Source organism: Streptomyces caeni (assembly GCF_042678285.1).
GTDB classification, from domain to species: domain Bacteria; phylum Actinomycetota; class Actinomycetes; order Streptomycetales; family Streptomycetaceae; genus Streptomyces; species Streptomyces caeni.
This window is the reverse complement of record NZ_JBHUDX010000046.1, coordinates 134,037-159,255: the sequence shown is the minus strand read 5'-3', so window position 1 is coordinate 159,255 and position 25,219 is coordinate 134,037. Positions and strand designations below refer to the sequence as shown.

The window sequence follows — 25,219 nt, the reverse complement described above, 5'->3', positions numbered from 1 at the left end:
TGTGTCCGTATATGGAAGGTTAACTGTCCGGTAGTTTACCGCTTTTCATTGACATCCCGATGACACGCCTACTTAACATGCATGCATAACCGTAAGCACGCACAGACAGGTCGACGGGGTGAGTAAGCGCATCCACACCCACCGCTGGTGGCGCGACGCAGTGATCTACCAGGTGTACGTCCGCAGCTTCCTGGACAGCACCGGCGACGGCATCGGTGATCTGTCCGGCGTCCGGGCCGGACTGCCCTACCTCAAGAAGCTCGGCGTCGACGGGATCTGGCTGAGCCCCTTCTACCCCTCGCCGCAGCACGACCACGGCTACGACGTGGCCGACTACTGCGACGTCGACCCGGTCTTCGGCGACCTCGCCGAGTTCGACCTGCTGATGGCGGCCGCCCGGCGGCTCGGCATCAAGGTGCTGCTCGACATCGTCCCCAACCACTGCTCCCACGAGCACCCGTGGTTCCGTGAAGCCCTCGCCGCCGTTCCCGGCAGCCCCGCCCGGGCCCGGTTCCACTTCGCCGACGGCCGCGGCCGGGACGGCGCCGAGCCGCCCAACAACTGGCACGCCATGTTCGGCGGGCCGGCCTGGACCCGGGTCACAGAGGCGGACGGCCGCCCGGGCCAGTGGTACCTGCACATGTTCACGCCCGAGCAGCCGGACTGGAACTGGCGCACCCCCGAGGTCGCCGCCCACTTCGACCATGTGCTCCGCTTCTGGCTCGACCGCGGCGTCGACGGCTTCCGCATCGATGTCGCCGCCGGCCTCTTCAAGCACCCCGCGCTGCCCGACTCCCCGGACCCCGAGGCCGACGCCCGCACCCGCGACTCGGTCAATCCGCTCGCCTGGAACCAGCCCGAGGTGCACGACGTGTGGCGGCACTGGCGGGCGGTGTGCGAGGAGTACGCGGCGCGCGACGGCCGCGAGCGCCTGCTGGTCGGCGAGGTCTCCGTGCCGACCGCCCGTGAGCACGCGCGGTACGTCCGGCCCGACGAACTCCACCAGGCGTTCTTCTTCGACCTGCTCAGCGCACCCTGGAGCGCCGACGCCTTCCGCAAGGTCATCTCCGAGGCCATGCAGGACATAGCCGGCACGGGCTCGACGGTCACCTGGGTTCTCAACAACCACGACCAGGTCCGCACCGTCACCCGCTACGGCGAGCCCACGACCGGCGGCAGCGGCCTCGGCGCCGTCCGTGCCCGCGCCGCCGCGCTGCTGATGCTGGCGCTGCCCGGGGCCGCGTACATCTACCAGGGCGAGGAACTGGGCCTGCCCGAGGTCGTCGACCTGCCCGACGACGTCCTCACCGACCCGATCTTCCGCCGCACCGGCAGCCGCGCCCGCATCCGCGACGGCTGCCGGGTGCCGCTGCCGTGGTCGGGTACGGCCTCCCCGTTCGGCTTCACCTCCGGTGCCGAGGGCGCCAAGCCATGGCTGCCGCAGCCGGAGTGGTTCGCCGAGCATGCCACCGACCGCGCCCTGGCCGACACCCGCTCCTTCTGGCACCTCTACCGAGACGGCCTCCAACTACGCGCCGCGCTGGAGCAGTTGGGAGAGGGCACGCTGCACTGGCTGGACACCCCGCCAGGTGTCCTCGCCTTCGTCCGCGGCGACGACCTCGTCTGCGCCGTCAACTTCACCACCGCGCCCACGCCCGCGCCGGTCTCCGGCACGCCCCTGCTGTCCAGCGGACCCTGCCTGCCCGGGGTGCTCCCCGGCTCCACGGCCGCCTGGTGGATCAGCGACGGCACCGGCCTCTGACCCCGTCACCTCCCTCCCCGTCACCTCCCCAACCCGAAGGGACATCAACGATGATGAGACGACGTACCACCCTGCTCACCGGCTGCACCGCCCTCGCCCTGGCACTCGGGGCGACCGCCTGCGGCGGAAGCGGCCCGGTCTCCGCCGGCGGCGGGGACAAGGCGCTCAGCGGTCAGACGGTCACCGTGGCCGGTGTCTGGTCCGGCAGCGAGCAGAAGAACTTCCAGAAGGTGCTCGACGCCTTCTCCGAGAAGACCGGCGCCAAGACCCAGTTCGTCTCCACCGGCGACAACGTCTCCACCGTCGTCGGCAGCAAGATCGAGGGCGGCAACGCCCCGGACGTCGTGATGGTCCCGCAGGTCGGCGTGCTCCAGCAGTTCGCGAAGAAGGGCTGGCTCACGCCGCTGTCGCCGGCCACCCGGAAGACCGTGGACGCCGACTACGCGAGTGCGTGGAAGACGTACGGCAGCGTCGACGGCACCCTCTACGGCCTGTACTTCAAGGCTGCCCACAAGTCGACCGTCTGGTACAGCCCCGACGCCTTCACCCAGGCCGGCGTCAAGCCTCCGACGACGTACGACGACATGCTGAAGGCCGGGCACACGATCTCCGACTCGGGCCTCGCCGCCTTCTCGGTCGCCGGACAGGACGGCTGGACGCTCACCGACTGGTTCGAGAACGTCTACCTCTCCCAGGCCGGACCCGCGAAGTACGACGCCCTCGCCGCGCACAAGCTGAAGTGGACCGACGCGAGCGTGATCAAGGCGCTCGGCACGCTCGGCAAGCTCTTCAAGGACAAGCAACTGATCGCGGGCGGCCAGAAGGAGGCCCTCAACACCGACTTCCCCGGCTCCGTCGAGAAGGTCTTCGGGCCCAAGCCCGAGGCAGGCATGGTCTACGAGGGCGACTTCGTCGCCGGGGTCGCCCACGACCAGTTCGGGAAGAGCATCGGGAAGGACGCGGACTTCTTCCCGTTCCCCGCGGTCGACGGCGGCACCGCCCCCGTGGTCAGCGGCGGCGACGCGGCGGTCGTCCTTAAGGACGGCAAGAACGCCAAGGCCGGCATGAAGCTCCTGGAGTACCTGGCGACCCCCGAGGCCGCGGCCGTGTGGGCGAAGGCGGGCGGCTTCCTGTCCCCGAACAAGCACCTCGACCTCTCCTCCTACGGCGACGACGTCACCCGCGCGACCGCCAAGTCCCTCGTCGCGGCGGGCGACTCGGTCCGCTTCGACATGTCCGACCAGGCTCCGGCGGCCTTCGGCGGCACCAAGGGCGCGGGCGAGTGGAAGCTCCTGCAGGACTTCCTGCGCGACCCGTCCGACCCGACGGCGACCGCGGCGAAGCTGGAGGCCGCGGCGGCCAAGGCGTACCAGGGCTGACCTGCCATGACCGCCACCACGCTCGTGGAAGAGGCGAGCGCCCCACTCGTCGCAGGCGCCGCCCGCGCGCGGCGCCTGCGACGGCGCGGGCGGTTGATCGCCCTGCTGTTCGTCTTCCCCGCGCTGCTCCTGCTCGGGGCCCTCGTCGTCTACCCGGTGCTGTTCTCGATCGGCCGCAGTTTCTTCGACGCATCCGGCACCCGCTTCGTGGGCGGCGACAACTACACGGAGATGTTCCGTGACCCGACGACGCTCAAGGCCATCCGCAACACCACCATCTGGGTGGTCGTCGCTCCGGCGCTGCTCACGGGGCTGGGCCTGATCCTGGCCGTCCTGGTGGAGAAGGTCCGCTGGGCCACTGCGTTCAAGCTGCTGCTGTTCATGCCGATGGCGGTGTCCTTCCTCGCCGCCGGCATCATCTTCCGGCTCGCCTACGACGAGGACCCGAACAAGGGCGTGCTCAACGCCGCCGTGGTCTTTGTCCACGACGCCTTCAGCGGCACCTCGTCGTACCCGACCGCGCGGGCCCGCGACGGCCAGGGCCTCGTCAAGGCCGGGGACGGCTCGTACCGGACGAGCGCGACCGTGTCGCCGGGGGACTCGGTGGCCCTCGGGCTCGTCGGCGTCCTGCCCAAGGACCTGCCCGCGGGCGCCGAGCCCGCCTACACGGCGGCCGGACGCAAGGCCGCCGCCGGCGAACTGCGCGGTGTCGTCTACCTTGACTTCGCGCCCGGCGGGGGAGGACGCCAGGGGAAGGTCGACCGGCGGGAGAGCGGACTGCCGGGGATGAAGGTGGAGGCGGTCCGCGACGGGCACACCGTGGCGCGGACGACGACCGCGTCCGACGGCTCCTTCGACTTCGGGGGACTCGGCTCCGGGGCGTACACGGTCACCCTCCCGGCGTCGAACTTCGCGCCGCCGTACCAGGGCGTCTCCTGGCTCGGACCCACGCTGGTCACACCGGCGATCATCGGGGCCTACCTGTGGATCTGGACCGGCTTCGCGATGGTGCTGATCGGCGCCGGGCTGTCCACACTGCCGAGGGACGCCCTGGAGGCGGCGCGGATGGACGGGGCGAACGAGTGGCAGATCTTCCGGCGGATCACCGTGCCGCTGCTGGCGCCCGTGCTGACCGTGGTGTTCGTGACCCTGGTGATCAATGTGATGAAGGTCTTCGACCTCGTCTACATCATCGCGCCCGGCCCCGTGCAGGAGGACGCCACCGTGCTCGCCACGCAGATGTGGCTGGTGTCCTTCGGCGGCGGGAACAACCAAGGGCTCGGCAGCGCCCTCGGCGTGCTGCTCCTGCTGCTGGTGATTCCCGCGATGGCCTTCAACGTCCGCCGTTTCCGAAGGAGTCAGCGATGAACGCGGTCCGGCGTGGTCTGGGCAACGGGCTGGTACAGGCATTCCTCGTGGTGATCGGCCTGGTCTGGCTCACACCGCTGGCGGGGCTGTTCCTGTCGTCGCTGCGGTCCACCCAGGACACCGCCAAGGGCGGCTGGTGGACGGCGCTGGCCAGTCCCGGGCAGTTGTCCTTCGACAACTACTCGGCGGTGCTGAAGAACGCGGGGATCACCCAGGCGTTCTGGAACACCGTGCTGATCTCGGTGCCTGCCACGGTGCTCGTCGTCGTCATCGCGGCGCTCGCCGGATACGCCTTCGCGTGGCTGGACTTCCCGGCGCGCGAGCCGATCTTCCTGCTGGTGGTGGCCCTGCTGGTGGTGCCCGTGCAGATCGGGCTGCTGCCGGTCGCCAAACTCTTCGGGCAGCTCGGGCTGTTCGGCACGATCCCCGGTGTCGTGCTGTTCCACGTGGCGTACGGCCTGCCCTTCGCCGTCTTCCTGCTGCGCAACTACTTCGCCGAGATGCCGAGGGAGATGCTGGAGGCGGCGCGGATGGACGGGGGGAGCGAGTGGCGCATCTTCACCCGGCTCGTGCTGCCCGTGGGACGGCCCGCCATCGCCAGCCTCGCCATCTTCCAGTTCCTGTGGGTCTGGAACGACATGCTGGTGGCGCTGCTGTTCGCCGACGGTTCCTCGCAGCCGCTGACCGTGGAACTGCAGTCCCAGATCAGGCAGTTCGGCAGCAACATCGATGTGCTGGCGCCCGGGGCGTTCCTGTCGCTGATCGTGCCGGTGGTGGTGTTCTTCGCGTTCCAGCGGCACTTCGTGCAGGGGGTCATGGCCGGATCGGTGAAGTAGGGGCGTCCGCCACGGGTGCGCCCCGGCCGCCGGTCGGGCTGAGCACTCAGCCCGACCGGCGCCGGAGGACGAGGCCGTTCAGGCCGATGCCGGTGGGTACAGCGAGCGTGGCAGCCGGGAGGCCGCCGCCGCGTCCAGGAGCCACAGGGTGCGCGAGCGGCCGTACGCTCCCGCCGCCGGGGCCTGGATCCAGCCCGCACCGGACAGCGCGATCGCCGCGGCCTGCGCCTTGTCCTCGCCGGCCGCCAGCAGCCACACCTCCCGGGCGGACCGGATCGCCGGCAGCGTCAGGGTGATCCGGGTCGGCGGCGGCTTCGGCGCGCCGTGCACGCCCACCACCGTCCGCTCGGTCTCCCGTACCGCCGGCAGCTCCGGGAAGAGCGAGGCCACATGTGTATCGGGGCCGACGCCCAGCATCAGGACGTCGAAGGCCGGTACGGAGCCGTGGTTCTCGGGCCCCGCGGCCCGGGCCAGCTCCGCCGCGTACGCCTCGGCCGCCGTCTCCACGTCGGCGCCGTACGGGCCGTCCGACGCGGGCATGGCGTGCACACGCTCCGGGTCCAGCGGCACCGAGTCGAGCAGCGCCTCGCGGGCCTGGGTGACATTGCGTTCCGGGTCGCCCTCCGGCAGGAAGCGTTCGTCGCCCCACCACAGGTCGAGCCGGCCCCAGTCGACGGCGTCCCGGGCGGGCGCGGCGGCGAGCGCGGCGAGCAGCCCGTTGCCGTTGCGGCCGCCGGTGAGCACGACCGAGGCGTAGCCGCGCGACGCCTGCGCGTCCACGACCTTGGTGATCAGGCGTGCCGCCGCGGCCTGGGCCATCAGCTCCTTGTCGCGGTGCACCACCAGCTGGGGCGTACTCACTGCGCGGCCTCCTCCTTCTGGGGCGAGGGCTCCCGTGCCGGTGCCCCGGCCGCGTCCGCGGCGGGTCCTTCGGCCGCGTCCGCGGCGGGCGCCTCGGCCGGCACCGCCTCCCCGGTCGCCGCCGCGGCCGGTTCCGGGCCCGTGCGCAGCCGGTCCACGCCGTACCGCAGCGCCGACGCGTATGTGTCGTCCGGGTCGAGCCGGCGCAGCTCTTCGGCCATCAGCTCGGCCGTGTCGCGTCGCTTGAGCGCCACCGCACGGTCGGGCTGCCCCTGGACGGAGAGCGTGGCGAGCGACCCGTCGGCCCGGTCCAGGACGATCTGGCCGCAGCTGGTGCCCATCCGGACGGCGGTGAGGCCGGGGCCGGCGGAGAGGGCGCGCCTGACGGGGACGTGCAGCCGGTCCGCGAGCCACATGGCCAGCAGCTCACAGCTCGGGTTGAACTCCTCGCCCTCCACCTCGACCTCCTCGACCTTGCAGGTGACCTGGTCGAGCGCCGCGGCCAGCATGGAGCGCCAGGGCGTGATGCGGGTCCACGACAGGTCCGTGTCACCGGGCGTGTAGGTGTCGGCGCGGGCGCCGAGCTCCCGTACCGGAGACTCGGCCGCGTAGGTGTCGGTGACCCGGCGCTGCGCGAGGGCCCCGAGCGGGTCGTTGGCCGGGTCGAGCGGCGCGTTCACCGGCCACCAGGCGACCACCGGGGCGTCCGGCAGCAGCAGCGGCAGCACCACCGACTGGGCGTGGTCCACGACCTCGCCGTACAGCCGCAGCACCACCGTCTCGCCGGTACCCGCGTCGGCACCCACCCGCACCTCGGCGTCCAGCCGCGAGGACGTGCGGTCGCGGGGGGAGCGCGAGACGCGCTTGATGACCACGAGGGTGCGCGAGGGATGCTCGCGCGAGGCGTCGTTGGCGGCCTTCAGGGCGTCGTAGGCGTTCTCCTCGTCGGTGACGATGACGAGGGTGAGCACCATGCCGACGGCGGGCGTGCCGATGGCGCGGCGGCCCTGGACCAGCGCCTTGTTGATCTTGCTGGCCGTGGTGTCCGTGAGGTCGATCTTCATGGCCGGCGCCAGCTCCGTCCGTCTCGCTGAAGCATCTCGTCCGCCTCGACGGGTCCCCACGTTCCGGCCGGGTATTGCGCGGGCCTGCCGTGCGTGTCCCAGTACTCCTCGATCGGGTCGAGGATCTCCCAGGACAGCTCGACCTCCTCGGTGCGCGGGAAGAGGTTCGAGTCCCCCAGCAGCACGTCCAGGATCAGCCGCTCGTACGCCTCCGGGCTGGACTCCGTGAAGGACTCGCCGTAGGCGAAGTCCATGGACACGTCCCGGATCTCCATGGAGGTCCCCGGCACCTTGGAGCCGAAGCGGACGGTGACGCCCTCGTCGGGCTGGACGCGGATGACGACCGCGTTCTGGCCCAGCTCCTCGGTGGCGGTGGTGTCGAAGGGGGAGTGCGGGGCGCGCTGGAAGACGACCGCGATCTCCGTCACCCGCCGCCCGAGCCGCTTGCCGGTGCGCAGGTAGAACGGGACGCCCGCCCAGCGGCGGTTGTCGATCCCGAGCCTGATCGCGGCGTAGGTGTCGGTCTTCGACGCGGGGTCGATGCCCTCCTCCTGGAGGTAGCCGACCGCCTTCTCGCCGCCCTGCCAGCCGGCCGTGTACTGAGCGAACACGGTGTCCCGCCCGAGGTCCTTCGGCAGCCGGACGGCCCCGAGCACCTTGGTCTTCTCGGCGGCCAGGGCGTCCGCGCCGAAGGAGGCGGGCTCCTCCATGGCGGTGAGGGCGAGCAGCTGCAGGAGGTGGTTCTGGATGACGTCACGGGCGGCGCCGATGCCGTCGTAGTAGCCGGCGCGACCGCCGATGCCGATGTCCTCCGCCATGGTGATCTGCACGTGGTCGACGAACGACCGGTTCCAGATCGGCTCGAACATCGTGTTGGCGAAGCGCAGCGCCAGGATGTTCTGGACGGTCTCCTTGCCCAGGTAGTGGTCGATGCGGAAGACCTGGTCCGGGGCGAAGACCTCGTGGACGATCGCGTTGAGCTCTTCGGCCGACTTCAGGTCGTGGCCGAACGGCTTCTCGATGACCGCGCGCCGCCAGGACCCGCCGGTCTGGTCGGCCAGGCCGTGCTTCTTCAGCTGCTGGATGACCACCGGGAAGGACCTGGGCGGCACGGAGAGGTAGAAGGCGAAGTTGCCCCCGGTGCCCTGCGCCTTGTCCAGCTCCTCGATGGTGGCGCGCAGCCGCTCGAACGCGTCGTCGTCGTCGAAGGTGCCCTGGACGAAGCGCATGCCCTGGATGAGCTGCTGCCAGACCTCCTCACGGAAGGGTGTACGAGCGTGCTGTTTGACGGCGTCGTGGACCTCCTGGGCGAAGTCCTCGTCCTGCCACTCGCGGCGGGCGAAGCCGACGAGCGAGAAGCCCGGGGGCAGCAGACCGCGGTTGGCCAGGTCGTACACGGCAGGCATCAGCTTTTTGCGTGACAAATCGCCCGTAACGCCGAAGATGACCAGGCCCGACGGCCCCGCGATACGCGGGAGCCGCCGGTCCGCGGCGTCACGAAGCGGATTCGCTTCGTGTACGGATGTCAAGATGTCAGCCCTCCGAGGGGGCGAGGCGCTCGAGTACCGCCTCGGTCGACTTGAGCAGGTCGTTCCAGGAGGCCTCGAACTTCTCGACGCCCTCGACCTCCAGGAGCCGGACCACGTCGTCGTACGGGATCCCGAGCTTCTCGACGGCGTCCAGATCGGCGCGCGCCTGCTCGTAGGTGCCGGCGATGGTGTCGCCGGTGATCTCGCCGTGGTCCTCGGTGGCCACCAGGGTGGCCTCCGGCATGGTGTTCACCGTGTTCGGCGCCACCAGCTCGTCCACATACAGGGTGTCCTTGTACGCCTTGTCCTTGACGCCGGTGGAGGCCCACAGCGGACGCTGCCTGTTGGCCTGCGCCCTTTCGAGGGCGTGCCAGCGGTCGCTGCCGAACGCCTCCTCGTACGCCTGGTAGGCGAGCCGCGCGTTGGCGACCGCCGCCCTGCCGCGCAGCGCCTTGGCCTCCGGCGTGCCCAGCGCGTCGATCCGCTTGTCGATCTCGGTGTCCACGCGGGACACGAAGAACGACGCCACCGAGTGGATCGCGGACAGATCCAGGCCGCGCTCCTTCGCCCTCTCCAGCCCGGTCATGTACGCGTCCATGACCTCGCGGTAGCGCTCCAGCGAGAAGATCAGGGTGACGTTGACACTGATGCCGCCCGCGATGGTCTCGGTGATCGCCGGCAGGCCCGCCTTGGTGGCCGGGATCTTGATGAGCGTGTTCGGACGGTCGACCAGCCAGGCCAGCTGCCTGGCCTCGGCGACCGTGGCCCGGGTGTTGTGCGCCAGACGCGGATCGACCTCGATCGACACCCGGCCGTCCTGGCCCTGCGTGGCGTCGAACACCGGACGCAGGATGTCGGCGGCGTCCCGGACGTCCGCCGTCGTGATCATGCGGACCGCCTCTTCGACGGTGACCTTGCGGGCGGCGAGGTCGGCGAGCTGCTGCTCGTACCCGTCGCCGGCCGAGATCGCCTTCTGGAAGATCGTCGGGTTGGTGGTGACGCCCACGACGTGCTGCTGGTCGATCAGCTCGGCGAGGTTTCCGGACGTGATCCGCTTGCGCGAAAGGTCGTCGAGCCAGATCGCGACGCCTGCTTCGGAGAGGCGCTTCAGTGCGTCTGTCATGGAAATTGCATCTCCTACGTGTCGTATATCAGCGTCAGCGCTGGGCCGAGGCGATGGATTCCCGGGCGGCGGCCGCGACGTTCTCGGCGGTGAAACCGAACTCGCGGAAAAGGACCTTGCCGTCCGCCGAGGCCCCGAAGTGCTCCAGGGACACGATGCGGCCGGCGTCCCCGACGTACTTGTGCCAGGTGAGACCGATCCCGGCCTCGACCGCCACCCGCGCCTTCACCGACGGCGGCAGGACGCTGTCCCGGTACCCCTGGTCCTGCTCCTCGAACCACTCCACGGACGGCATCGACACGACCCGTGTCGCAACCCCCTCCGCCTGGAGCCGCTCGCGCGCCTCGACGGCGATGTGCACCTCGGAACCGGTGGCGATCAGGATCACCTGCGGCTCGGCGCCCTGTCCGTCGGTCCCCTCGGCCTCGACCATCACATAACCGCCGCGCACCGTGTCCTCATTGGGCTCGTACGTCGGCACGCCCTGACGGGTCAGCGCGAGACCGTGCGGGGCACCCTTGCCCCACTCCTTGGTGTGGCGCTTGAGGATCTCGCGCCAGGCGATGGCGGTCTCGTTGGCGTCGGCGGGGCGGACGATGTTCAGGCCGGGGATGGCGCGCAGCGAGGCGAGGTGCTCGACGGGCTGGTGGGTGGGGCCGTCCTCGCCCAGGCCGATGGAGTCGTGCGTCCACACGTAGGTCACCGGCAGGTGCATCAGCGCGGACAGGCGGGCGGCGTTGCGCATGTAGTCGGAGAACACGAGGAAGGTGCCGCCGTAGATGCGGGTGTTGCCGTGCAGGGCGATGCCGTTCATCTCCGCGGCCATGGCGTGCTCGCGGATGCCGAAGTGGATGGTGCGGCCGTAGGGGTCGGCCTCCGGCAGCGGGTTGCCCCCGGGCAGGAAGGAGCTGGTCTTGTCGATGGTGGTGTTGTTCGAGCCGGCCAGGTCCGCCGAGCCGCCCCACAGCTCGGGGATGACCGCGCCCAGCGACTGCAGCACCTTGCCCGACGCGGCCCGCGTGGCGACGCCCTTGCCCGCCTCGAAGACCGGAAGCTTCTCCTCCCAGCCGGTGGGCAGCTCGCCCTTGCCGATGCGGTCGAACTCGGCGGCGCGCTCCGGATGGCTGCTCCGCCACTCCTGGAACGACTTCTCCCACTCGGCCCTGGCCTGACGGCCGCGCTCCAGCGCCTTGCGGGTGTGGCCGATGACCTCGTCGGAGACCTCGAAGGTCTTGTCCGGGTCGAAGCCGAGGACGCGCTTGGTGGCCGCGACCTCCTCCTCTCCCAGGGCCGAGCCGTGCGCGGCCTCGGTGTTCTGCGCGTTCGGGGCGGGCCAGGCGATGATCGAGCGCATCGCGATGAACGAGGGCCGGTCCGTGACCTCCCTGGCCTGCTGGATCGCGTTGTAGAGGGCGTGCGGGTCCAGGTCGCCGTCGGGCTTCGGCGCCACGCGCTGCACATGCCAGCCGTACGCCTCGTACCGCAGAGCCGTGTCCTCGGAGATCGCGGTCTGCGTGTCGCCCTCGATCGAGATGTGGTTGTCGTCCCACAGCAGGATCAGGTTGCCGAGCTTCTGGTGACCGGCCAGCGAGGACGCCTCGGCGGAGATGCCCTCCTGGAGACAGCCGTCACCGGCGATGCAGTAGACGAAGTGGTCGAAGGGGGACTCGCCCTGCGGGGCCTCCGGGTCGAACAGGCCGCGCTCGTAGCGGGCGGCCATGGCCATGCCCACCGCGTTGGCGACGCCCTGGCCCAGCGGGCCGGTCGTCGTCTCCACGCCCGCCGTGTGACCGTACTCGGGGTGGCCCGGCGTCTTGGAACCCCAGGTCCTGAAAGCCTTCAGATCGTCGAGTTCCAGCCCGAAGCCGGCCAGGTAGAGCTGGGTGTAGAGGGTCAGGGACGAGTGGCCGGCGGACAGCACGAAGCGGTCACGCCCCACCCAGCCGGCGTCGGACGGGTCGTGGCGCATCACCTTCTGGAAGAGGGTGTAGGCGGCCGGAGCCAGGCTCATCGCCGTACCCGGATGGCCGTTGCCGACCCTCTGTACGGCATCGGCGGCCAGGACGCGGGCGGTGTCGACGGCCCGCTGGTCCAATTCGGTCCACTCGAGGTCTGTGGTGGTCGGCTTGGTGCTCACCCTGGGTCAGGGCTCCTCTCCACATGTCGTATGCCGGTGCACTGGGCGCCCACCGGCCGCTGACGAGCCTACCCCCGTAGGTACGTGCGTCTTTTCGAGTCGCGCCAGACTTCCGGGAGTCGCCCCGATCCGATTCCCGACCGCCTGATCACCATTCGGCAACTGAATACGGAGCCGGTCGTCCGAGTGCTCAATCGAGCCGTGCGCGGCTCTGCGTACGCCCCCGCGTGGGCCCGTGCGCCACCGTGTGACGCCGTCCCGGCCGCATGCCGCCCCCGGGGTGCTTGACCGTGCGTCGTACCCTCCGGCCGGCCCTCCGCACTCCGCCCTCCGGCGGACCGCACCCGGTGACCAGGGCCGCCAACACGACCCACCCCCACGAAGGGCGGGCTGTGGGCAACGTCTAGAGTTGCCCGGGTACGCGCGAGCCTTTAACCCAGGTTCACAGACGGGGGCTCGCTGGGATGTCTCTGTCAGGGGTGTACGTGACGGCCGTCGAATCCCGTCCGCCGGGAGTGCTCGCGACGAGCAGCAGCCGGGGCCAGCGGCCGTTTGGGGCCCGTGCCAAGGCGTTCGTTGCGCTGACCAAGCCGCGGATCATCGAACTGCTGCTGATCACCACCGTCCCGGTGATGTTCCTCGCCCAGCAGGGCGTGCCGAGCCTCCGGCTGGTGCTGCTCACCTGTCTCGGCGGCTACCTCTCCGCGGGTGGCGCCAACGCGCTGAACATGTACATCGACCGCGACATCGACGCCGTCATGGAGCGCACCTCGCAGCGTCCGCTGGTCACCGGAATGGTCAGCCCCGGGGAGTGCCTGGTCTTCGGCATCTCGCTGGCGGTCGTCTCGACGCTGCTGTTCGGTCTCACCGTCAACTGGCTGTCCGCGTGGCTGTCGCTCGGAGCGTTCCTCTTCTACGTCGTCGTCTACACGATGATCCTCAAACGGCGTACGGCGCAGAACATCGTGTGGGGCGGCATCGCCGGCTGCATGCCGGTCCTCATCGGCTGGTCCGCCGTGACGAACTCCCTGTCGTGGGCGCCGGTCATCCTCTTCCTCGTCATCTTCTTCTGGACGCCACCGCACTACTGGCCGCTGTCCATGAAGGTCAAGGACGACTACGCGCGCGCGGGCGTGCCGATGCTGCCCGTCATCGCCTCCAACAAGGTGGTGGCCCGCCAGATCGTCGTCTACAGCTGGGTCATGGTCGCGGTCTCGCTGCTGCTCACCCCGCTCGGCTACACGGGCTGGTTCTACACGGCGGTCGCGCTGGCGGTCGGCGGCTGGTGGCTGTGGGAGGCGCACGCGCTGCAGCACCGGGCGAGGGCCGGGGTGACGGGCGCGAAGCTGAAGGAGATGCGGCTGTTCCACTGGAGCATCACCTATGTCTCGCTGCTGTTCGTAGCGGTGGCGGTGGACCCCTTCCTGCGCTGAGCGCCGAGGGGCGGGAGCGTGGTCAAGGCCACGCACCCCGCCCGTCGCCGTGGCCTCTACCCGTCGGTAGCATCCTGACCATGGCAGACACCAAGCAGGTTGACGAGGGCGCGGACGCCCGGCAGGCCGCCGGGGACGAGCGCAGGGCCGCCCGGCTCGCCAAGGAGATCGCCGCCTTCGCCAAGGCGCACGGCGGCGCCGAGGGACAGGTGGCGTACATCGGCCAGCGGGGCGCCCGGATCGTGCTCGTCGGCGAGGACGGCGGCTGGGGCGACCTCGTCGCACCGACGTACGCGATCGCCGAGAAGGCGGTACGGAGGGCGGGCATCACCGTCCACGAGGCGTTCGACGGCGAGTTCGCGGCCAGGGTGAAGACCGGCCCGTACGAGTGGACGCGCATGGCGGGGATCCAGGTCGGCGGCCGCCGGGGCGCCTGAGTCCGCGGCGGTGCGGGGCCGGTCCGGCGCCCCCGCTCACGGGCACCGTGAGCCAGGAGCAACACCTCAGGCCCGGTTCACCCGTTAGGACGTGAAGAGACACGGTCCAGTCGCGGGGAGTCCGGATGATCGAAACGCCGTCCCTGGTGGACCAGTACTGCCACGGTGTGCTGCGCACCGAGTTGGGCCTCGGCACGTTCGAGGCCCACCTCGCCCGTACCGAGGGCCCGCCGGCCGCCGGCACCACCCTCTTCGACACCCAGACGGGTTTCGCCGTGCGCCGCTGGTGTCCGCCCCTGCTCGGCCTGGAGCCGCACTGCCCGCCCGCCCGCTATCTCGCCCGGCGCCGCGAGCTCGGCGTCCTGGAGGCCGGACGCAGACTCCTGCGCGGCAGCGGCATCACCACGTACCTCGTCGACACCGGGCTGCCCGGCGATCTCACCGGCCCAGGCGAGATGGCCTCGGCCGGGGACGCCGAGGCCCATGAGATCGTCCGCCTGGAGCTGCTCGCCGAACAGGTGGCCGACACCTCCGGGACGGTGGAGTCGTTCCTCGCCAATCTCGCCGAGTCGGTCCACGGGGCGGCGGCGCACGCGGTGGCGTTCACCTCGCTGGCGGGTGTACGGCACGGGCTGGCCCTGGCGCCGGAGCCGCCGGGGCCGGGGGAGGTGCGGGGTGCGGCGGGCCGCTGGCTCGCGGACCGCCCGGTGGGCGGCGAGCTGTCGGACCCGGTGCTGCTGCGCCATCTGCTGTGGAGCGCGGTGGCCTCGGGGCGGCCCATCCAGCTCCACGCCGGGCTCGGCGAGCCGGGGCTGCGCATCGACCGCACCGATCCGGTCCTGCTCACCGACTTCGTACGCGCCACGGCGGGGCTCGGCACGGATCTCGTCCTGCTGCACGGTTATCCGTACCACCGGCACGCCGCGCATCTGACCGGGGTCTTCCCGCATGTGTACGCGGACCTCGGCGCGGCGCTCGCCCGCACGGGCGCCCGGGCCGCGGCCGTCGTGGCCGAGATCCTGGAACTGGCGCCCTTCGGCAAGGTCCTCTTCTCCAGCGGCGCCCACGGCCTGCCCGAACTCCATGTGATCGGCGCCCGCCTGTTCCGCGAGGCGCTCTCGCGGGTGCTCGGAACCTGGACCGCCGAGGGCGCCTGGTCCCTGGAGGACGCGCAGCGCGTCGCGGGCATGATCGCCGCGGGGAACGCACGGCGGGTCTACGGACTGGAGTGACCGTGTGGGTGCGCCGCCCCGGCCTGCCGCATCCGCCGGCGACCGCGTCTCCCGCGTACCGCACCCGACCCCCGCGAGCCGTGCCCGTCGGCGGGTCCTGGGGTGTCGCGTGGCGTGCTTGTCGGGGGTGTGGCATGGGGGGCCCGTACCGCCCGTCCGTCGGCGGGGGGCCTGGGTGCCGGGAGCCGTGCCCGTCGGCGGGTCCTGGGGTGTCGCGTGGCGTGCTCGTCGAGGGTGCGGCACGGTGCCGTCTGCCGGCGGTACGGCGCCGCGGGCGGTCTCAGGCCGCGGAGAGCGCCGACTCGGCCGCGGGACCCGGGCTGTCCGGTGCGCCCGGCGCATCCTCGGGGCGCTCGCGCAGCGACAGCAGCACCCGGAGCACCCATATCCACATCAGCCCCGAGCCGAACATGTGGATGCCGACCAGAATCTCCGGCAGGTGCGTGAAGAACTGGACGTAGCCGATGACGCCCTGGCCCAGGAGGATCAGGAACAGCTCACGGGTGCGGTGCAGCGGGCCCACGGGCGCGTCGACCGCCTTGAGCACGAACCACAGTGCGAAGGTCAGCGTCACCACGATCCAGGCGAGCACGGCGTGCAGCTTGGCGACGGTCTCCCAGTCGACCGGCATGCGCTCGACGTCGCTGGAGTCGCCCGCGTGCGGGCCCGCGCCGGTGACCACGGTGCCGACCACGAGCAGCAGCGTGGAGGCGACGACCAGGAACCACACCAGTTGCTGCACGGCCTTGCCGACCAGGGGACGCGGCGGCGCGTCACCCTCCCGCGCGCGCTGCCACATGAGGGTGGCCACCGTGATGAGCGCGGAGGTGAGCAGGAAGTGGGCGGCGACGGTGTACGGGTTGAGGCCGACGAGGACCACGATGCCGCCGAGGACCGCGTTGCCCATGACGATCCAGAACTGCGCCCAGCCGAGCCGGGTGAGACTGCGCCGCCACGGCTTCTGCGCGCGTGCGGCGATGATCGCCCAGCCGACCGCCGCGCACAGCACGTACGTCAGCAGGCGGTTGCCGAACTCGATGACGCCGTGCACGCCCATGGCGCTGGTCGTGGTCAGCGAGTCGGCGGTGCACCGCGGCCAGGTCGGGCAGCCGAGCCCGGAGCCCGTGAGGCGCACGGCACCACCGGTGGCGACGAGGACCACCGACATGACGAGCGCGGACAGTGCCGCCCGCCGGACCGTCCGGGGCTGCGGGGTCCAGCGTGCGGCGATGGAGGTGAGCGGGTTGCGCACGGCGGCCAGGGCGCCGGCGCGGTTCACGTTTGGCACGCCTCTCATGGTAGGGGCCCGCTTGTGCACAGTTTCACGAGGGGGCCGGACCGAGAGCGATGTCTCACTCCCAGCGGAAGAACTTCCCGGCCGCGGCCAGCCCCACCACGGCCCACACCGCGAGGATCCCCAGGTCCCCCCAGGGCGTCCCGGCCCCGTGCTGCAGGACGCCCCGCAGGCCGTCGGAGAGCGCGGAGATCGGCAGCAGACCGAGGACGTGCTGGGCGCCGGAGGGGAACTTGTCCAGCGGGACGACCACCCCGCCGCCCACGAGCAGCAGCAGGAAGACCAGGTTGCCCGCCGCCAGCGTGGCCTCCGCCTTCAGGGTGCCCGCCATCAGCAGTCCGAGCCCGGAGAAGGCCGCGGTGCCGAGGACCAGCAGAAGCAGGACGGAGAGCGGATTGCCGTGCGGCGACCAGCCCAGCGCGAAGGCGATCACGGTCAGCAGGACCACCTGGAAGCCCTCGGTCACGAGGACGGAGGCCGTCTTGGCGGCCATCAGGCCCCAGCGGGGGAGCGGAGAGGCGGCGAGCCGCTTCAGTACCCCGTACCGGCGCTCGAAACCGGTCGCGATGGCCTGGCCGGTGAACGCGGTCGACATCACCGCGAGCGCGAGGACGCCGGGGGTGAGGAAGTCGACGGCCTTGCCGGCCCCGGTGTCGACGATGTCGACGGAACTGAAGAGGACCAGCAGCAGTGTCGGGATGACGACCGTGAGCAGCAACTGCTCACCGTTGCGGAGCAGCATCTTGGTCTCGAGCGCGGCCTGCGCCGCGATCATGCGCGGGAGCGGCGCGGCGCCGGGCTTCGGCGTGTACGTACCGGCGGTGGTCACGAACGCAACTCCTTGCCCGTGAGTTCCAGGAACACATCCTCAAGGGTGTGTCGTTCGACGGAGATCCTGTCCGGCATCACCCCGTGCTGGGCGCACCAGGAGGTGACCGTCGCGAGCAGTTGCGGATCGACCTTGCCGGCGACGCGGTACGCGCCCGGCGTCAGCTCCGCCGCCGTGCAGTCCGCCGGGAGCGCCTTCAGCAGGGACCCCACGTCGAGGCCCGGCCGGCCCGTGAAGCGCAGTGTGTTCTCGGCGCCGCCGCGGCACAGCTCCTCCGGGGAGCCCTGCGCGATGACCCGGCCCGCGTCGATGATCGCCACGTCGTCGGCGAGCTGCTCGGCCTCGTCCATGTAGTGGGTGGTCAGGATCACGGACACGCCGTCGTCGCGCAGATCGCGCACCAGGTCCCAGGTGGCCCGGCGGGCCTGGGGATCGAGACCGGCGGTCGGCTCGTCCAGGAAGACCAGGTCCGGGCGGCCGACGACGGCCATGGCGAGCGCGAGCCGCTGCTGCTGCCCGCCCGACAGCCGCCGGTACGGCGTGCGTCCGCAACCGCCGAGCCCCATCCGTTCGATGAGCGCGTCCACGTCGAGCGGATGCGCGTGCAGCCTGGCGACGTGGCGCAGCATTTCCTCCGCGCGGGCGCCGGAGTAGACGCCGCCGGACTGGAGCATGACGCCGATCCGGGGGCGCAGCGCGGCCGCGTCCCGGAGAGGGTCGAGGCCCAGGACGCGCACCGTGCCGGAGTCGGGCTTCCGGTATCCCTCGCAGGTCTCGACCGTGGTGGTCTTGCCCGCGCCGTTGGGGCCGAGCACGGCGGTGACACCCGCTGCGGCCACCAGGTCGAGGCCGTCCACCGCGGTCTTCGTGCCGTACCGCTTCACCAGGGCCCGCACCTGGACGACCGGCTCACTTCGCATGGGTCCAGAGTCTAGGTACGGCGACCGGGTGCAGGACGCGGGGGTCCGGAAACCACCCGTCGTCCGGCCGGTACGACACCGGCCACCGGTCCGTGCGCCCCCGTCCCCGCCGGCCGTGGGCGGCGGTGCGCCGGAGCACGCCGTGAGGGCGGTCCGCGCGACAAGAGGGCCGGTCGGAGAGGGGCGGGAGCGGCCCGGGGCCCTCCGGACGGGCCGCGCGAAGGTCTCCCCGATGACCGATCAAAGATCGTTTTCGCAGGTCGTCTTAGGTATGCCTAAGTGATGCACCGCACCGCAGGTCCGCCCGGACCGGCGCTTGTCAGGCTCTGAGGAATTACGCAACAATGGCGTTGTGAAAAACGTGGGCGAGGCTCGGGAGGCTCCCGTGGGGGCCCCTGAGGAGGAGCTGGCGACCGGGGAGCGCTCGACGCGCAACCGGGTCGCGCGGTCCATCCTGGACCACGGCCCGTCGACCGTCGCCGAACTCGCCGGGCGACTGGGGCTCACCCAGGCGGCCGTACGGCGGCACCTGGACGGACTGGTCGCGGACGATGTCGTCGAGGCGCGTGAGCAGCGCGTGTACGGGGCGCGTACACGCGGTCGCCCCGCCAAGGTCTTCGTGCTCACCGACTGCGGCCGCGACGCCTTCGACCAGTCGTACGACAAGCTTGCCGCGGACGCCCTGCGCTGGATCGCCGCGCGGGAAGGCGGGGAAGCGGCCGTCGCCGCCTTCGCCCGTGCCCGGGTCGCCGCCCAGGCCGGCGCGTACCGTGAGGCGGTCGAGTCCGCCGACCCCGACCAGCGGACCGAGGCGCTGGCCAAGGCCCTGAGCGCCGACGGGTACGCTGCCACGGCGCGCAGCGCGCCCCTCCCGCACACGGGCGAGCAGCTGTGCCAGCACCACTGCCCGGTCGCGCATGTCGCGGAGCAGTTCCCGCAGCTGTGCGAGGCCGAGACGGAGATCTTCTCCCAGCTGCTCGGCACGCACGTCCAGCGACTGGCGACGATCGCGCACGGCGACGGCGTCTGCACGACGTTCATCCCGAAGGCGGCACACGCCCCGAAGAAGTCCAAGACCACCCACAACGCATCTGCCAGCACGGCCGGGAGGAACCCCGCATGACTCTCCCCACGGAGACCGCCCACCCCGAACTGGAGGGCCTGGGCAAGTACGAGTACGGCTGGGCCGACTCCGACGAGGCCGGTGCCGCGGCGAAGCGCGGTCTGAACGAGGACGTCGTCCGCGACATCTCGGCGAAGAAGTCCGAGCCGGAGTGGATGACGAAGCTGCGCCTCAAGGGCCTGAAGCTCTTCGAGAAGAAGCCCATGCCGAACTGGGGCTCGGACCTGTCGGGCATCGACTTCGACAACATCAAGTACTTCGTGCGCTCCACGGAGAAGCAGGCGCAGTCCTGGGAGGACCTGCCCGAGGACATCAAGAACACGTACGACAGGCTCGGCATCCCGGAGGCGGAGAAGCAGCGCCTGGTGGCCGGTGTCGCGGCCCAGTACGAGTCGGAGGTCGTCTACCACCAGATCCGCGAGGACCTGGAGGAGCAGGGCGTCGTCTTCCTGGACACCGACTCGGCCCTGAAGGAGCACCCGGAGCTCTTCAAGGAGTACTTCGGGACCGTCATCCCGGCCGGTGACAACAAGTTCGCCGCGCTGAACACCGCCGTGTGGTCCGGCGGCTCCTTCATCTACGTGCCGCCGGGCGTGCACGTGGAGATCCCGCTGCAGGCGTACTTCCGCATCAACACCGAGAACATGGGCCAGTTCGAGCGGACCCTGATCATTGTCGACGAGGGTGCCTACGTGCACTACGTCGAGGGGTGCACGGCCCCGATCTACAAGTCCGACTCGCTGCACTCCGCGGTCGTCGAGATCATCGTCAAGAAGAACGCCCGCTGCCGCTACACGACCATCCAGAACTGGTCGAACAACGTCTACAACCTGGTCACCAAGCGTGCCGTGGCCTACGAGGGCGCGACCATGGAGTGGGTCGACGGCAACATCGGCTCCAAGGTGACGATGAAGTACCCGGCCGTCTACCTGATGGGCGAGCACGCCAAGGGCGAGACCCTCTCCATCGCCTTCGCGGGCGAGGGCCAGCACCAGGACGCCGGCGCCAAGATGGTCCACATGGCGCCGAACACGTCGTCGAACATCGTCTCCAAGTCGGTGGCGCGCGGCGGCGGCCGTACCTCCTACCGCGGCCTCATCGAGATCGGTGAGGGCGCCCCGGGCGCCAAGTCGAACGTGCTCTGCGACGCCCTGCTTGTCGACACGATCTCGCGGTCCGACACGTACCCGTACGTCGACGTCCGCGAGGACGACGTGTCCATGGGCCACGAGGCCACCGTCTCCAAGGTCTCCGAGGACCAGCTCTTCTACCTGATGAGCCGCGGTCTGTCCGAGGACGAGGCGATGGCCATGATCGTGCGCGGCTTCGTCGAGCCGATCGCCAAGGAGCTGCCCATGGAGTACGCGCTGGAGCTCAACCGGCTGATCGAGCTGCAGATGGAAGGCGCGGTCGGCTGACCGGCCCCTCCGAGCAGTAGCGGCCCGCCCGTACGGGGCGGGCCGAAGATCACAACCGACGTAGGAAGAGAGCACAACGACAGCCATGGCCGAGGCCCAGAACAACCCGGTGATCCCGGCGGGCTCCACCACCGCCGGCTCGATCGCGGTGGCCGCCGAGTCGACCGTCGCCACGCGCATGAGCGCGCCGCCGTCCTTCGACGTGGCGGACTTCCCGGTCCCGCACGGTCGCGAGGAGGAGTGGCGGTTCACGCCGCTGGAGCGGCTGCGCGGGCTGCACGACGGCACTGCCGCAGCCACCAGCGAGGGCGTGAAGGTCGTCGTCGAGGCCCCCGAGGGCGTCATCGTCGAGACCGTCGGCCGCGACGACGCGCGGCTCGGCCGGGCGGGCACCCCCGTGGACCGTGTCGCCGCGCAGGCGTACTCCGCCTTCGAGAAGGCGTCGGTCGTGACCGTCCCGAAGGAGACCGTCCTCACCGAGCCGGTCCGTATCGCCGTACACGGCCAGGGCGGGGTCGCCTACGGCCACCAGGTGATCGAACTCGGCGCCTTCGCCGAGGCCGTCGTCGTCATCGACCACACCGGTGACGCGGTGCTCGCCGCGGGCGTCGACTACCTCCTGGGCGACGGCGCCAAGCTGACCGTCGTATCCGTCCAGGACTGGGACGACCGGGCCGTGCACGCGGCCCAGCACAACGCGCTGGTCGGCCGCGACGCGTCCTTCAAGTCGATCGTCGTGACCTTCGGCGGCGACGTGGTCCGGCTGCACCCGCGCGTGACGTACGCGGGCCCGGGGGGCGAGGCCGAGCTGTACGGCCTGTACTTCACCGACCGCGGCCAGCACCAGGAGCACCGGCTCTTCGTCGACCACAACACCCCGCACTGCAAGTCGAACGTCGCCTACAAGGGCGCGCTCCAGGGCGACGACGCCCACGCGGTGTGGATCGGCGACGTCCTGATCGAGGCCGCGGCCGAGGGCACGGACACCTACGAGATGAACCGCAACCTGGTCCTGACGGACGGCGCGAGGGTCGACTCGGTCCCGAACCTGGAGATCGAGACCGGCGAGATCACCGGCGCCGGCCACGCGTCCGCCACCGGCCGCTTCGACGACGAGCAGCTCTTCTACCTGATGGCCCGCGGCATCCCGGAGCACGAGGCGCGCCGCCTGGTGGTCCGCGGCTTCTTCGCCGAACTGGTCCAGCAGATCGGCGTCCAGGACATCGAGGAGCGCCTGCTCACCAAGATCGAAGAGGAGCTGGAGGCGTCGGTCGCATGACCACATTCGTACGCGCCTGCGGGCTGAGCGAGCTGGAGCAGAACACCCCGAAGCGGGTGGAGCTCGACGGCACGCCCATCTCGGTCGTGAAGACCGAGGGAGAGGTGTTCGCGATCCACGACATCTGCTCCCACGCGAACGTCTCGCTCTCCGAGGGCGAGGTGGAGGACTGCCAGATCGAGTGCTGGCTGCACGGCTCCAGCTTCGACCTCCGCACCGGCAAGCCGTCCGGCCTTCCCGCGACGCGCCCCGTCCCCGTATACCCCGTAAAGATCGAAGGGGACGACGTGCTCGTCTCCCTCACCCAGGAGTCCTGAGGCACCCATGGCAACGCTTGAAATCCGAGACCTGCATGTCACCGTCGAGGCAGACAACGCCACGAAGGAGATCCTCAAGGGCGTCGACCTCACCGTGAAGCAGGGCGAGACGCACGCCATCATGGGCCCCAACGGCTCCGGCAAGTCGACCCTCGCCTACTCGCTCGCGGGTCACCCCAAGTACACGGTCACCAGCGGCACCGTGCTGCTCGACGGCGAGGACGTCCTGGAGATGTCCGTCGACGAACGCGCCCGCGCGGGCCTGTTCCTGGCGATGCAGTACCCGGTCGAGGTCCCCGGCGTCTCGGTCTCCAACTTCCTGCGCACGTCCGCGACCGCCGTCCGCGGCGAGGCACCGAAGCTGCGCACCTGGGTGAAGGAGGTCAAGGGGGCCATGGAGCGCCTCAGCATGGATCCGTCCTTCGCCGAGCGCAACGTGAACGAGGGCTTCTCCGGCGGTGAGAAGAAGCGCCACGAGATCCTCCAGCTGGAACTGCTCAAGCCGAGGATCGCGATCCTCGACGAGACCGACTCCGGCCTGGACGTCGACGCCCTGCGCATCGTGTCCGAGGGCGTCAACCGCGTCCGTGACACCGGTGAGGTCGGCACCCTGCTGATCACGCACTACACGCGCATCCTGCGCTACATCAAGCCCGACCACGTCCATGTGTTCGCCGGCGGCCGCATCGTCGAGTCCGGCGGCCCCGAGCTTGCGGACAAGCTGGAGGACGAGGGCTACGAGGCATACGTGAAGGGTGGCGCATCCGCGTGACACAGCTGCCGGGCCTCCTCGACACCGAGGCGATCCGCAAGGACTTCCCCGTCCTGGACCGGCTGGTCCACGACGGCAAGAAGCTCGTGTACCTGGACAACGCGGCGACCTCGCAGAAGCCGCGCCAGGTGCTGGACGCCCTGAGCGAGTACTACGAGCGCCACAACGCCAACGTCCACCGCGGGGTGCATGTGCTCGCCGAGGAGGCCACGGCGCTGTACGAGGGCGCACGCGACAAGGTCGCCGCGTTCATCAACGCGCCGAGCCGCGACGAGGTGATCTTCACCAAGAACGCCTCGGAGTCGCTCAATCTGGTGGCGAACATGCTGGGCTGGGCCGACGAGCCCTACCGGGTGGACCACGACACCGAGATCGTCATCACGGAGATGGAGCACCACTCCAACATCGTCCCGTGGCAGCTGCTGGCGCAGCGTACGGGTGCGAAGCTGAAGTGGTTCGGCCTCAAGGAGGACGGTCGGCTGGATCTGTCGGCCGTCGACGAGGTCATCACCGAGAAGACGAAGATCGTTTCCTTCGTGCTGGTGTCCAACATCCTGGGCACGCTCAACCCGGTCGAGGCGATAGTGCGCCGCGCGCAGGAGGTCGGCGCGCTGGTCTGCGTCGACGCCTCGCAGGCCGCGCCGCACATGCCGCTCGACGTGCAGGCACTGCAGGCCGACTTCGTGGCCTTCACCGGCCACAAGATGTGCGGCCCGACGGGCATCGGCGTCCTCTGGGGCCGCCAGGAACTGCTGGAGGACCTGCCCCCGTTCCTGGGCGGCGGCGAGATGATCGAGACGGTCTCGATGCACTCGTCGACCTACGCACCGGCCCCGCACAAGTTCGAGGCGGGCACTCCGCCGATCGCGCAGGCGGTCGGCCTGGGCGCGGCGATCGACTACCTCGGCTCGATCGGCATGGACAGGATCCTCGCCCATGAGCACGCGATCACCGAGTACGCGGTGCAGCGGCTGACCGAGGTCCCCGATCTGAAGATCATCGGACCGGCCACGGCCGAGGACCGGGGCGCGGCGATCTCCTTCACTCTGGGAGACATCCATCCGCACGACGTGGGTCAGGTCCTCGACGAACAGGGCATCGCCGTCCGGGTCGGCCACCACTGCGCCCGTCCGGTCTGCCTCCGTTACGGAATTCCGGCGACCACACGAGCGTCGTTCTATCTGTACTCCACGCCGGCCGAGATCGACGCACTGGTCGAGGGGCTGGAGCACGTACGGAACTTCTTCGGCTGACAGGGACGCGAGGGCAGGCGTTGTGAAGCTTGATTCGATGTACCAGGAAGTCATCCTGGACCACTACAAGAACCCGCACGGTCGTGGTCTCAGGGATGGCGACGCCGAGGTGCACCACGTCAATCCCACCTGCGGTGACGAGATCACGCTGCGTGTGAAGTACGACGGCACGACGATCAAGGACGTGTCGTACGAGGGTCAGGGCTGCTCCATCAGCCAGGCATCGGCCTCCGTACTGAACGAACTGCTCGTCGGCAAGGAGCTGGCCGAGGCGCAGAAGATCCAGGAGACCTTTCTGGAGCTGATGCAGTCCAGGGGCCGGATCGAGCCCGACGACGCGATGGAGGAAGTCCTGGAGGACGCGGTCGCGTTCGCGGGCGTCTCCAAGTACCCGGCGAGGGTGAAGTGCGCCCTCCTGGGCTGGATGGCGTGGAAGGACGCGACGGCCCAGGCGCTGGGCGGAGCCGACGCCGAAAGGAAGACGGCATGAGTGACACCGTGGAGACGAAGCCGGTCTCGGAGGAGGAACTCCGCGAGGCCCTGATGGACGTGGTCGATCCCGAGCTGGGGATCGACGTCGTCAACCTCGGCCTCATCTACGGCATCCACATCGACGAGGCGGCGAACGTCGCCACCGTCGACATGACCCTGACGTCCGCGGCCTGTCCGCTGACGGACGTCATCGAGGACCAGGCCATGTCCGCCACGGAGGGCCTCGTCGACGAGCTGCGCATCAACTGGGTCTGGATGCCGCCGTGGGGCCCCGACAAGATCACGGACGAGGGCCGCGAGCAGTTGCGGGCACTCGGGTTCAACGTCTGAGGTCCCTGGCGCCCACCGGTGCCGGGAGGAC

Annotated in this window: 23 protein-coding genes; 15 read left to right on the top strand and 8 right to left on the bottom strand. The window is 70.4% G+C overall.

Annotation, left to right across the window (positions count from 1 at the left end; genetic code table 11):
* Positions 1-130 precede the first annotated feature (130 nt).
* Genes ACFSL4_RS16935 through ACFSL4_RS16920 form a run of 4 tightly spaced genes read left to right on the top strand, consistent with a single transcriptional unit; the run spans position 131 to position 5,345 of the window.
* Positions 131-1,762 carry a glycoside hydrolase family 13 protein gene (locus ACFSL4_RS16935; protein WP_381083429.1) on the top strand — a complete coding sequence of 544 codons (1,632 nt, stop codon included), beginning with the start codon at positions 131-133 and terminating at the stop codon, positions 1,760-1,762.
* A gap of 50 nt (positions 1,763-1,812) precedes the next feature.
* Positions 1,813-3,141: an ABC transporter substrate-binding protein gene (locus ACFSL4_RS16930; protein WP_381083335.1), complete on the top strand. Its 1,329-nt coding sequence runs from the start codon at positions 1,813-1,815 to the stop codon at positions 3,139-3,141.
* A gap of 6 nt (positions 3,142-3,147) precedes the next feature.
* Entirely contained in the window at positions 3,148-4,509 is a 1,362-nt protein-coding gene (locus ACFSL4_RS16925; RefSeq protein ID WP_381083333.1) for an ABC transporter permease, read from the top strand.
* Positions 4,506-5,345: a carbohydrate ABC transporter permease gene (locus ACFSL4_RS16920; protein WP_381083331.1), complete on the top strand. Its 840-nt coding sequence runs from the start codon at positions 4,506-4,508 to the stop codon at positions 5,343-5,345. Before ACFSL4_RS16925 ends, ACFSL4_RS16920 begins: the two co-directional genes overlap by 4 nt.
* A 78-nt stretch (positions 5,346-5,423) precedes the next feature.
* Here ACFSL4_RS16920 and pgl read toward each other — a convergent pair whose 3' ends face one another.
* From pgl to tkt, 5 genes are read right to left on the bottom strand one after another with little or no spacing between them, the layout of a single operon-like run.
* A complete protein-coding gene (pgl, locus tag ACFSL4_RS16915) occupies positions 5,424-6,206 on the bottom strand; it encodes a 6-phosphogluconolactonase (RefSeq protein ID WP_381083329.1) in 783 nt (260 codons plus the stop codon).
* Positions 6,203-7,270 carry a glucose-6-phosphate dehydrogenase assembly protein OpcA gene (gene opcA, locus ACFSL4_RS16910; protein WP_381083327.1) on the bottom strand — a complete coding sequence of 356 codons (1,068 nt, stop codon included), beginning with the start codon at positions 7,268-7,270 and terminating at the stop codon, positions 6,203-6,205. Before opcA ends, pgl begins: the two co-directional genes overlap by 4 nt.
* Complete coding sequence (zwf, locus tag ACFSL4_RS16905) at positions 7,267-8,799, bottom strand: glucose-6-phosphate dehydrogenase (protein WP_381083325.1); 1,533 nt, start codon at positions 8,797-8,799, stop codon at positions 7,267-7,269. The genes opcA and zwf overlap by 4 nt, the downstream gene beginning before the upstream one ends.
* 4 nt (positions 8,800-8,803) lie before the next feature.
* Complete coding sequence (gene tal / locus ACFSL4_RS16900) at positions 8,804-9,922, bottom strand: transaldolase (RefSeq protein WP_381083323.1); 1,119 nt, start codon at positions 9,920-9,922, stop codon at positions 8,804-8,806.
* Between the two features lie 34 nt (positions 9,923-9,956).
* Positions 9,957-12,059 carry a transketolase gene (tkt, locus tag ACFSL4_RS16895; protein WP_381083321.1) on the bottom strand — a complete coding sequence of 701 codons (2,103 nt, stop codon included), beginning with the start codon at positions 12,057-12,059 and terminating at the stop codon, positions 9,957-9,959.
* 479 nt (positions 12,060-12,538) lie between these two features.
* Here tkt and ACFSL4_RS16890 point away from each other — a divergent pair, with 479 nt between their 5' ends.
* The 3 genes from ACFSL4_RS16890 to ACFSL4_RS16880 all read left to right on the top strand — a co-directional run bounded on the left by ACFSL4_RS16890 (position 12,539) and on the right by ACFSL4_RS16880 (position 15,161).
* Positions 12,539-13,492: a heme o synthase gene (locus ACFSL4_RS16890; RefSeq protein WP_381083427.1), complete on the top strand. Its 954-nt coding sequence runs from the start codon at positions 12,539-12,541 to the stop codon at positions 13,490-13,492.
* Positions 13,493-13,572: 80 nt separating this feature from the next.
* Positions 13,573-13,929, top strand: a complete 357-nt coding sequence (locus tag ACFSL4_RS16885) for a hypothetical protein (RefSeq protein WP_381083319.1) — start codon at positions 13,573-13,575, stop codon at positions 13,927-13,929.
* Between the two features lie 125 nt (positions 13,930-14,054).
* The gene (locus tag ACFSL4_RS16880; RefSeq protein WP_381083317.1) at positions 14,055-15,161 is read left to right on the top strand and encodes an amidohydrolase family protein; all 1,107 of its coding nucleotides are present in this window, start codon (positions 14,055-14,057) and stop codon (positions 15,159-15,161) included.
* Positions 15,162-15,441: 280 nt separating this feature from the next.
* On the opposite strand, the gene ACFSL4_RS16875 is transcribed toward ACFSL4_RS16880, so the two are convergent.
* Genes ACFSL4_RS16875 through ACFSL4_RS16865 form a run of 3 tightly spaced genes read right to left on the bottom strand, consistent with a single transcriptional unit; the run spans position 15,442 to position 18,204 of the window.
* Positions 15,442-16,458 carry a COX15/CtaA family protein gene (locus ACFSL4_RS16875; protein ID WP_381083315.1) on the bottom strand — a complete coding sequence of 339 codons (1,017 nt, stop codon included), beginning with the start codon at positions 16,456-16,458 and terminating at the stop codon, positions 15,442-15,444.
* Positions 16,459-16,513: 55 nt separating this feature from the next.
* A complete protein-coding gene (locus ACFSL4_RS16870) occupies positions 16,514-17,230 on the bottom strand; it encodes an ABC transporter permease (protein WP_381083425.1) in 717 nt (238 codons plus the stop codon).
* A gap of 50 nt (positions 17,231-17,280) precedes the next feature.
* Positions 17,281-18,204 carry an ABC transporter ATP-binding protein gene (locus ACFSL4_RS16865; RefSeq protein WP_381083313.1) on the bottom strand — a complete coding sequence of 308 codons (924 nt, stop codon included), beginning with the start codon at positions 18,202-18,204 and terminating at the stop codon, positions 17,281-17,283.
* A gap of 352 nt (positions 18,205-18,556) precedes the next feature.
* On the opposite strand from ACFSL4_RS16865, the gene ACFSL4_RS16860 reads away from it, so the two are divergent.
* From ACFSL4_RS16860 to ACFSL4_RS16825, 8 genes are all read left to right on the top strand, one after another.
* On the top strand, positions 18,557-19,327 hold the full coding sequence (locus tag ACFSL4_RS16860; protein WP_381083311.1) for a helix-turn-helix transcriptional regulator: 771 nt from the start codon (positions 18,557-18,559) through the stop codon (positions 19,325-19,327).
* Positions 19,324-20,745, top strand: coding sequence for a Fe-S cluster assembly protein SufB (sufB, locus tag ACFSL4_RS16855; protein WP_381083309.1), 1,422 nt, complete (start codon positions 19,324-19,326; stop codon positions 20,743-20,745). Before ACFSL4_RS16860 ends, sufB begins: the two co-directional genes overlap by 4 nt.
* 85 nt (positions 20,746-20,830) lie before the next feature.
* Entirely contained in the window at positions 20,831-22,024 is a 1,194-nt protein-coding gene (sufD, locus tag ACFSL4_RS16850) for a Fe-S cluster assembly protein SufD (protein WP_381083307.1), read from the top strand.
* A complete protein-coding gene (locus ACFSL4_RS16845) occupies positions 22,021-22,341 on the top strand; it encodes a non-heme iron oxygenase ferredoxin subunit (protein ID WP_381083305.1) in 321 nt (106 codons plus the stop codon). Before sufD ends, ACFSL4_RS16845 begins: the two co-directional genes overlap by 4 nt.
* 7 nt (positions 22,342-22,348) lie before the next feature.
* Positions 22,349-23,113 carry a Fe-S cluster assembly ATPase SufC gene (gene sufC, locus ACFSL4_RS16840; RefSeq protein ID WP_381083303.1) on the top strand — a complete coding sequence of 255 codons (765 nt, stop codon included), beginning with the start codon at positions 22,349-22,351 and terminating at the stop codon, positions 23,111-23,113.
* Positions 23,110-24,366, top strand: coding sequence for a cysteine desulfurase (locus ACFSL4_RS16835; protein ID WP_381083301.1), 1,257 nt, complete (start codon positions 23,110-23,112; stop codon positions 24,364-24,366). Before sufC ends, ACFSL4_RS16835 begins: the two co-directional genes overlap by 4 nt.
* A gap of 22 nt (positions 24,367-24,388) precedes the next feature.
* Positions 24,389-24,856: a Fe-S cluster assembly sulfur transfer protein SufU gene (gene sufU / locus ACFSL4_RS16830; protein ID WP_381083299.1), complete on the top strand. Its 468-nt coding sequence runs from the start codon at positions 24,389-24,391 to the stop codon at positions 24,854-24,856.
* On the top strand, positions 24,853-25,188 hold the full coding sequence (locus ACFSL4_RS16825) for a metal-sulfur cluster assembly factor (protein WP_381083297.1): 336 nt from the start codon (positions 24,853-24,855) through the stop codon (positions 25,186-25,188). The genes sufU and ACFSL4_RS16825 overlap by 4 nt, the downstream gene beginning before the upstream one ends.
* Positions 25,189-25,219 lie beyond the last annotated feature (31 nt).

What these genes read in the sequence shown, in the direction of transcription:
- ACFSL4_RS16930 (WP_381083335.1), top strand. Translation starts at nt 1,813, where the DNA reads ATGATGAGACGACGTACCACCCTGCTCACCGGCTGCACCGCCCTCGCC.
- ACFSL4_RS16925 (WP_381083333.1), top strand. Translation starts at nt 3,148, where the DNA reads ATGACCGCCACCACGCTCGTGGAAGAGGCGAGCGCCCCACTCGTCGCA.
- ACFSL4_RS16920 (WP_381083331.1), top strand. Translation starts at nt 4,506, where the DNA reads ATGAACGCGGTCCGGCGTGGTCTGGGCAACGGGCTGGTACAGGCATTC.
- opcA (WP_381083327.1), bottom strand. Translation starts at nt 7,270, where the DNA reads ATGAAGATCGACCTCACGGACACCACGGCCAGCAAGATCAACAAGGCG.
- tal (WP_381083323.1), bottom strand. Translation starts at nt 9,922, where the DNA reads ATGACAGACGCACTGAAGCGCCTCTCCGAAGCAGGCGTCGCGATCTGG.
- ACFSL4_RS16885 (WP_381083319.1), top strand. Translation starts at nt 13,573, where the DNA reads ATGGCAGACACCAAGCAGGTTGACGAGGGCGCGGACGCCCGGCAGGCC.
- ACFSL4_RS16880 (WP_381083317.1), top strand. Translation starts at nt 14,055, where the DNA reads ATGATCGAAACGCCGTCCCTGGTGGACCAGTACTGCCACGGTGTGCTG.
- ACFSL4_RS16875 (WP_381083315.1), bottom strand. Translation starts at nt 16,458, where the DNA reads ATGAGAGGCGTGCCAAACGTGAACCGCGCCGGCGCCCTGGCCGCCGTG.
- ACFSL4_RS16870 (WP_381083425.1), bottom strand. Translation starts at nt 17,230, where the DNA reads ATGATCGCGGCGCAGGCCGCGCTCGAGACCAAGATGCTGCTCCGCAAC.
- ACFSL4_RS16865 (WP_381083313.1), bottom strand. Translation starts at nt 18,204, where the DNA reads ATGCGAAGTGAGCCGGTCGTCCAGGTGCGGGCCCTGGTGAAGCGGTAC.
- sufB (WP_381083309.1), top strand. Translation starts at nt 19,324, where the DNA reads ATGACTCTCCCCACGGAGACCGCCCACCCCGAACTGGAGGGCCTGGGC.
- sufD (WP_381083307.1), top strand. Translation starts at nt 20,831, where the DNA reads ATGGCCGAGGCCCAGAACAACCCGGTGATCCCGGCGGGCTCCACCACC.
- ACFSL4_RS16845 (WP_381083305.1), top strand. Translation starts at nt 22,021, where the DNA reads ATGACCACATTCGTACGCGCCTGCGGGCTGAGCGAGCTGGAGCAGAAC.
- sufC (WP_381083303.1), top strand. Translation starts at nt 22,349, where the DNA reads ATGGCAACGCTTGAAATCCGAGACCTGCATGTCACCGTCGAGGCAGAC.
- ACFSL4_RS16825 (WP_381083297.1), top strand. Translation starts at nt 24,853, where the DNA reads ATGAGTGACACCGTGGAGACGAAGCCGGTCTCGGAGGAGGAACTCCGC.